6 protein-coding genes are annotated in these 6,749 nt (G+C 34.5%); 1 reads left to right on the top strand and 5 read right to left on the bottom strand.

Annotated elements, in window-relative coordinates; genetic code table 11:
- The 5 genes from ACY651_RS09575 to ACY651_RS09555 form a co-directional block, all read right to left on the bottom strand.
- Nucleotides 1–135: GDP-mannose 4,6-dehydratase (locus tag ACY651_RS09575; protein WP_462252081.1), on the bottom strand; the 135-nt coding region annotated here is incomplete at its 3' end.
- A 64-nt stretch (nucleotides 136–199) separates the two neighbouring features.
- Complete coding sequence (locus ACY651_RS09570) at nucleotides 200–1,372, bottom strand: glycosyltransferase (RefSeq protein WP_462252079.1); 1,173 nt, start codon at nucleotides 1,370–1,372, stop codon at nucleotides 200–202.
- Nucleotides 1,373–1,505: 133 nt separating this feature from the next.
- The gene (locus tag ACY651_RS09565) at nucleotides 1,506–2,612 is read right to left on the bottom strand and encodes a glycosyltransferase (protein WP_462252077.1); all 1,107 of its coding nucleotides are present in this window, start codon (nucleotides 2,610–2,612) and stop codon (nucleotides 1,506–1,508) included.
- Nucleotides 2,602–3,861, bottom strand: a complete 1,260-nt coding sequence (locus ACY651_RS09560) for an oligosaccharide flippase family protein (protein WP_462252075.1) — start codon at nucleotides 3,859–3,861, stop codon at nucleotides 2,602–2,604. The genes ACY651_RS09565 and ACY651_RS09560 overlap by 11 nt, the downstream gene beginning before the upstream one ends.
- Nucleotides 3,848–4,585, bottom strand: a complete 738-nt coding sequence (locus ACY651_RS09555) for an FkbM family methyltransferase (protein WP_462252073.1) — start codon at nucleotides 4,583–4,585, stop codon at nucleotides 3,848–3,850. The genes ACY651_RS09560 and ACY651_RS09555 overlap by 14 nt, the downstream gene beginning before the upstream one ends.
- A gap of 193 nt (nucleotides 4,586–4,778) precedes the next feature.
- Here ACY651_RS09555 and ACY651_RS09550 point away from each other — a divergent pair, with 193 nt between their 5' ends.
- On the top strand, nucleotides 4,779–6,677 hold the full coding sequence (locus ACY651_RS09550; RefSeq protein WP_462252071.1) for an ABC-F family ATP-binding cassette domain-containing protein: 1,899 nt from the start codon (nucleotides 4,779–4,781) through the stop codon (nucleotides 6,675–6,677).
- The last annotated feature ends 72 nt before the right edge of the window (nucleotides 6,678–6,749 follow it).

Genomic DNA, 6,749 nt, shown 5'->3' with positions numbered 1-6,749 from the left:
TAAGTTTTCTAAATTACCGGCGTAAGTAAGTTTATCAAGATTGATAATATTGTATTGCGGATATTTTGTAACAAACAAACGGGTTAAGTGCGACCCAATAAAACCTGCGCCACCGGTAAGTAAAATCGTATGCATTCTTTTGTGTTGAATAAGGGGCAAAAATATAGATAATTAAGCAAAGGTTACTGCCAATAAAGCATTAAAGGGCTGTAAAGGCAACATGAAAGTATTGTTTTATTTCATCCACATCAAACTGCTCTGCCCTGCCTTTAGCTTTTTCTTCAAATTGTTTGCGTAATGCAGCATCTTCGTACATTCTTTTCATGGCGGCTGCCAATGCAATTACATCATTAACGGGTGTTAAAATACCATACTCCCCAATTTCGTAATTATTAATTGCCCTGTGATGCAAATCGGTTGATGGTGCCAGCAATTCTCTGGGGCCGCTGCTGCAATCGGTAGAGATAACCGGCTTGCCACAGGCCAGCGCTTCTATTAATACGTTGGGAAAACCTTCTACATCTGAACTTAAAACAAAACAATTGGAACGGTTTACATACATAAATGGATTATTGTCCCATCCGCAAAAAACGACCTTATCTCTCATCCCAAAATCCGATACTTTTTGTTTTAAACCCTCTTCCATTATTCCACCACCAACAATTAATAATTTACAGGGCAGGTTTTTCATAATAAAAAAAGCCTGCAGCAGTAACAAATGATTTTTCTCTTTTCTAAACCCGCCAACATTTATAAAATAAAAAGTATCTTTTTCAAAAACAAAGGCAGGTTTTTCATCAATGTGCGACCGTATAAAACCCAGATCAATTGGATTGTAAATTACTTTTACCGGCGTTTTTATTCTAAAATTTTCAATAAGGTCAGTTTGCATAGCGTAAGAATTCGCCAATACCAGGTCGGCACGTTTGTAACTGAACCTTACCATAAACTTTGTAAACATGCGGTAAATGGCGGAGTGGCTTTGCTGCATTGTTGTTTGATGCGTACGTTCGCACATGATCACTTTTCCTTTATAGCGCCACAAACTTTTCATTAGTGCATTAATGTAGCAGGGCCGGTATAAAAAAGCTACTGAAATATTGATGTTGTTTTTTTTGCAATAACTGTACACTTTATACGATTGACCCGGTATTTTTAAAAAGCGTAAAAATCTGTTTTGGTTTAAAGGTTGATTTAAATCTAAAATTTTTACTTCGGGTGGTATTTTGTAATCAACAATGTTGGTATAAAGAGCCAAATGAATTTCAAAATCGCTCCGCAAATGCTCCAATAAAAGTGACACTACTCTCTCGGCACCGCCTGATTGCAATGTATTGATGAATATTAATAGCTTAGGTTTTATTCCGTTCATTTGTTTTCATTTATTCGGCTGTGTATCAGCTGCAAATATGAGTTATTTTTTTTAAACTTGGGGCATTCCCTATTGCATAATTAAGCCATTAAAATGCTCTTTCGAGTGATAAAGCAATTATTTTCCTGTCGACTTATTTTAATAAATTAAAATTTTGATGAAGCTCTAAAAATAAAGTCTCAGTTTTTTTTATGATAAGATTTAAGGAAAATATTTTTTGTGTGTTATTTTTAATTTGCTGCCTGTTAAAATCAATGTTCAATGCTTTTTCTATTGCTGCAGCAAATGCTTTTTCATCGCCATCTTTTACAAGCAATCCATTTTCTCCATCAGTAATTATTTCTCTTATTCCACCCGGTACATTAAATGCCACAACAGGAATCCCTAAAGCACCAGCTTCCAGTAAAGTATTGGGGAAACCTTCGTAATGTGATCCCATTAAAAAAAGATCTGCATCTTCCATTTCTCCAAAAGGATTGTCTTTCTTACCTGTTAAAAAAACTTTGCTTTGCAATTGAAGTTGGTTAATAAGATTTTGAAGTGATTCCGTTTTATTCCCGTCTCCAATAATGTAATAAGTAAAAGGTATAGTAAGATTTGCAACAGAACGAATTAACCTGTCGATTCCTTTTTCTTCGGAAAGACGGGCAACTGTTATAAATTTATTTTTTTTAGTTGCTGCAAGCATTAATGAATTTTCTTCCACAGGATTATTAATGACAATTGCTTTTTCCTTTTTGATATTGTAATTATCAATCAAATCCTGTTGCATATATTTCGACTGGCAAATAATAAAATTGATTCGCTGGTAAAATGTTTTTATCAGCCAGGTATATAAAACAGGAAATTTTGCTCTTTTACTGTTGATGCTTACCACACTAGATTCTCTTGCAATAAAAATTATTTTTTTAGAAAACAATTGCCTGAAAACAGCCAGATAAATATTGAGATGGTTTGAAGTGGAAAAAATAATATCAGGCTTGTGCTGTTTTACCAGGGATTTAATTTTAAATAAAGATGACCGGGCATGCTTTACTTTTAAATCAATTAATGCCACATCATTATTAGTAATTTTATAAAAAGGAGTTTCGTTATTTAAAACCGCCAGTGTTACAGCAAATTGTTGAGAGTTGATATTATTGCACAGTAATGAAACATACTTCTCCGAACCGCCACATTCCAGCGTTGGAGTAAGTATCAATAATTTTATTTTTTTATTATCGTTGGTGTCAGGCTGCAAATAATGTAGTTTTTTTATTTACCGAGTATGCATTTAAAAAACATATTAATACAACAATAAGGCAAAGATTTACCGCCATGCCAATTCCGCTATACCAATAACCTAATGCACACGCACTTATTACATTTACAATAACAGCCACAGCAATATTTTTTACAGACTGATTTTGCTGCCCCTGCAGTATCATTTGCTGAAAAAAGAAAGAAACAAAAGGAGAGAAAAATAAAGCTAAACTCATAATTCGTAAAAGGGTTGCTGCATAAGATATATCTTCTCCATTATTTTTTCCTGCAAGTAATTGTATTATATATTCTGCTAAAAAAAATTGCAGCAAAGCAAATACTAAAAAAGAAGATGCCATTATTTTTACAAGCTTCTGCACCATTTTTTTATACGCATCGGTTGAAGATGCATACAATACAGAAAGATGCGGAAAGAAAGTATTATTTACCACACTGCTTAACATGCTTGCGGCACTAAATATTTTTTGTGCAACAGAATACGAGCCCACAACTAGTGGATTACTAAAAAATTGCAGTATAAAAATATTTACAGAAGAATAAAATGGTGCCAGTATAATACTTGTAAAAACATAGCTGCTTTCTTTAAACAGTTCTTTCGAAAATTCTTTACCTGGGATTTTGTAAGATAATTTTATTTTATTCCGCAATAAAATAAACCCGATAATGCCTGCCAGCAAATTACCAGCTGCTAAAGCAAAAAAAGCAGCATTAATATCATTGGGTTGCTTAACCAATACTATAATCAGTATAAGTGAAATTAATTTAGAGATAAGTGATACTAATGTGCAGCTTTTCATTTGCTGTATGCCCCTGAAATACCAATCGGGAAAAAGCAGGTTACCCAGCAGGTATGCTGCTGCCAATAAAATCAACATAATATTTTGTTGCAGATAAGTTATAAAAAAAGCACAAAGCAGTAAAGTAATAAGGCTTGCTGCAAATAAAAACAGTTTAATGGAATAGACAGCTGCAATTATTTTTTTTTGCAAATCAATATCATTAATGGCATTGGCAATGCGCTGCGTTGCAGTTAAGCCAAAACCAAAAGCTATCAGTAAATCAAAATACATTATGCCGGTTTGTATAAGCGAAAAAACACCAAAGCCACTTATGCCCAGTACCCGAAGCAAATAGGGAAATATAAGTAATGGAAAAACTATTGCAATGCCCTGCTGAAAACCCAGCGACATAAAATTTACAAAAAGTTTTTTATTATTTTGTAGCATTACCAGGTTGCAACTGTTTAAGCGTTTTTATTTTTTCTTTATGCACTGCAATATAATCATCTAAGCCCGCTTTAGCTTTGTTATGATAACCTGTGTGTTTTAAAACATAACCCAGTTCTTCCAAAAAACCAATGCATTTTTCTTTAATGTCCGGCACTTTGCAATTATGTGTTGCCAGCAACAGGTGTGGTGTATATTTTTTTAGCGTATTAACTGCCCCAATCAATGCATCATATTCTGCGCCTTCGATATCAATTTTCATCACATCCGGTGCCGCATAGCCCATTTGCAAAAGTGTATCAATAGAGTAACAGGCCACTTTAAATTTTTCTCCTGTATAATTATCAGCATCTAAAACATAAGTATTGCCTTCTGCAAAAACTTTATCGTAAGAAAACTCCACTTCTTTTTCTGTATCTGCAATTGCAAATTCTAAAAGTTCAATATGGTTCTTTTTAATTTGTTTTTTATTCAACACCAATAATTTTTTAAACACATCATTATTAAATGCAGTTGGTTCAAAAGCATAAATTTTTCCTGTAGTAATTAATGTGTTTGCTATAAAAGAGTAATAACCAATATTGCTGCCCACATCATAAAAAACGGTGGCAGGTGTAAACCAACTGCAAAATTCATTCATCACGGCTGGCGGTTCGTTGTTACCAATAATGTATTCGTAACTTCTGTCAGTTGGCCATTGGTATCCCTTTAACGGACCCGACATTATGGAAAGATATTTTTGCTTAAACAGATACCTGCAAAGTTTAATATACCAGTATTTAAAAAACAAATTGGCCTGCATGCATAGTATCCTGGAGGTTATAAATTATTTTTTCAACCAGTATAAAAGCAAAAATAACTTTATAAATTTAAAATCAACCCACCGCAATCTAAAATCCTAAGTTACCTTTGCCGTTATGCATTACGCTTCAGTTGAAAATTTAAGTAAATCGTTTGGGATACGTACCCTTTTTAAAAATATCTCTTTTTATGTGGAAGAAGGTGATAAAATTGCCTTTGTAGCCCGTAACGGCAGCGGCAAATCTACCTTATTAAAAATTATTGCAGGGCTCGATCATGCAGATGGCGGCACCGTGTGGGTACATAAAGATATTAAAGTGATTATGCTGCAGCAGGATACCCCTTTTGAAGAAAACAAAAGCATTTGGGATAATGTGCTGCGGATGGATAACCCTGTGGTAAAAGTAGTAAAAGCTTATGAGCAGTGCTTAGAAGAAGATGCAGATAACATAGAAAAATTAACCGATTTAATGGCTTTAGTAGATGAATTGAATGCCTGGAATTTTGAGAGTGAGTTAAAACAAATTTTAGGCAAACTGAATTTGCATCACTTGAATGAGCCGGTAAAAAATTTAAGTGGCGGCCAGCGCAAAAGAGTAGCGCTTGCACAATCACTTATTGAAATGCAATTGCACGAAGGCAAATGTTTATTGATTTTAGATGAACCCACCAACCATTTGGATGTAAGCATGATTGAATGGCTGGAAGATTATTTAAGTGCGCAAAAAGTTACGTTGCTTTTAGTAACCCACGACCGCTATTTTTTAGATGCTGTTTGTAATGAAATATTAGAAATGGATGAGGAAAAAATATTTACTTATAAAGGCGATTACGATTATTTTTTAGAACAAAAAAGTATGCGGCAGGAAGTGCAGGCCAGCGAACTGCAAAAAGATAAAAATATTTTTAGAAAAGAACTGGAGTGGATGCGTAAGCAACCCAAAGCAAGAACCACAAAAAGTAAAAGCCGCCAGGATGCTTTTGCAGTAGTAGAAGAAAGAGTGAGCCTGAAAAAAGAAGATGCCGAAGTAAGCCTGCAGGTAAAAATGACCAGGCTGGGCGGAAAGATCTTAGAAATGAAAAAGATCAATAAAAGTTATGGCGATAAAGTGCTGATAAAAAACTTTGATTATACTTTTAAAAGAGGCGAACGGGTAGGCATTGTAGGAAAAAATGGTGTAGGCAATTCTACCTTTTTAAAAATTGCACTGCACCAGGAAAAACCCGACAGCGGAAAAATTAATCATGGTGATACGGTGGTGTTTGGCAACTTTGATCAGGAAGGATTAAAATATAAAGAAGATAAACGTGCCATAGAATATGTAAAAGATTTTGCAGAATTTTTTCCACTGGCAGATGGCAGTAAAATATCTGCATCGCAATTCATGGAAAAATTTGGTTTTAATGCCGAGCAGCAATATACGCCGCTGAGTAAATTAAGCGGTGGAGAAAAAAGGCGTTTACATTTACTGGCAGTTTTATTTTTAAATCCTAATTTTTTAATTTTAGATGAACCTACCAACGATTTAGACCTGCAAACCTTACGTACGCTGGAAGAATTTTTATTAGATTTTCCCGGTTGTATTTTAATTGTAAGCCACGACAGGTATTTTATGGACCGCATGGTAGATCATTTATTTGCTTTTGAAGGCGATGGAGTGATAAAAGATTTTCCCGGCAATTACAGCCAGTACCGTGAGGCATTGGCCAATGAAAAGTTTACCGGTTACGAAGTGGTAGCAGAAAAAATACCCGTTGTTGAGGAAGCAGTTGTAAAACAAAAAAATAACAACGAAATAAAAAAATTGTCTTTTAAAGAAAAGCATGAATTTGAAACTATAGAAAAAGAAATGCCTGCCCTGCAAAAAGAAAAAGAAACTATTGAAGAAAAAATGAACAGTGGTAATTTAAATTTTGAAGAGCTGCAAAAAGCTGCTGCAAGGGTAGGAGAAATTGTGGCGCTGCTGGATGAAAAAGAAATGCGCTGGCTGGAGTTGAGTGAGCGGACGGCGTAAGGGTCAATTGTGAATGGTGAATGGTGAATAAATACTTTAACGCCGAAACAGCATTTACTTACGAATGACAAT

Origin of the sequence: Ferruginibacter sp. (genome assembly GCF_031391665.1) — a bacterium.
GTDB lineage: Bacteria > Bacteroidota > Bacteroidia > Chitinophagales > Chitinophagaceae > Ferruginibacter.
The sequence above is the reverse complement of the archived record's forward strand: the minus strand, read 5'-3'. Positions and strand labels throughout refer to the sequence as shown.

Excerpts from the sequence above, each read along its gene's own strand:
- ACY651_RS09570 (WP_462252079.1), bottom strand. The coding sequence starts at position 1,372 with ATGAACGGAATAAAACCTAAGCTATTAATATTCATCAATACATTGCAA.
- ACY651_RS09560 (WP_462252075.1), bottom strand. The coding sequence starts at position 3,861 with ATGCTACAAAATAATAAAAAACTTTTTGTAAATTTTATGTCGCTGGGT.
- ACY651_RS09555 (WP_462252073.1), bottom strand. The coding sequence starts at position 4,585 with ATGTCGGGTCCGTTAAAGGGATACCAATGGCCAACTGACAGAAGTTAC.
- ACY651_RS09550 (WP_462252071.1), top strand. The coding sequence starts at position 4,779 with ATGCATTACGCTTCAGTTGAAAATTTAAGTAAATCGTTTGGGATACGT.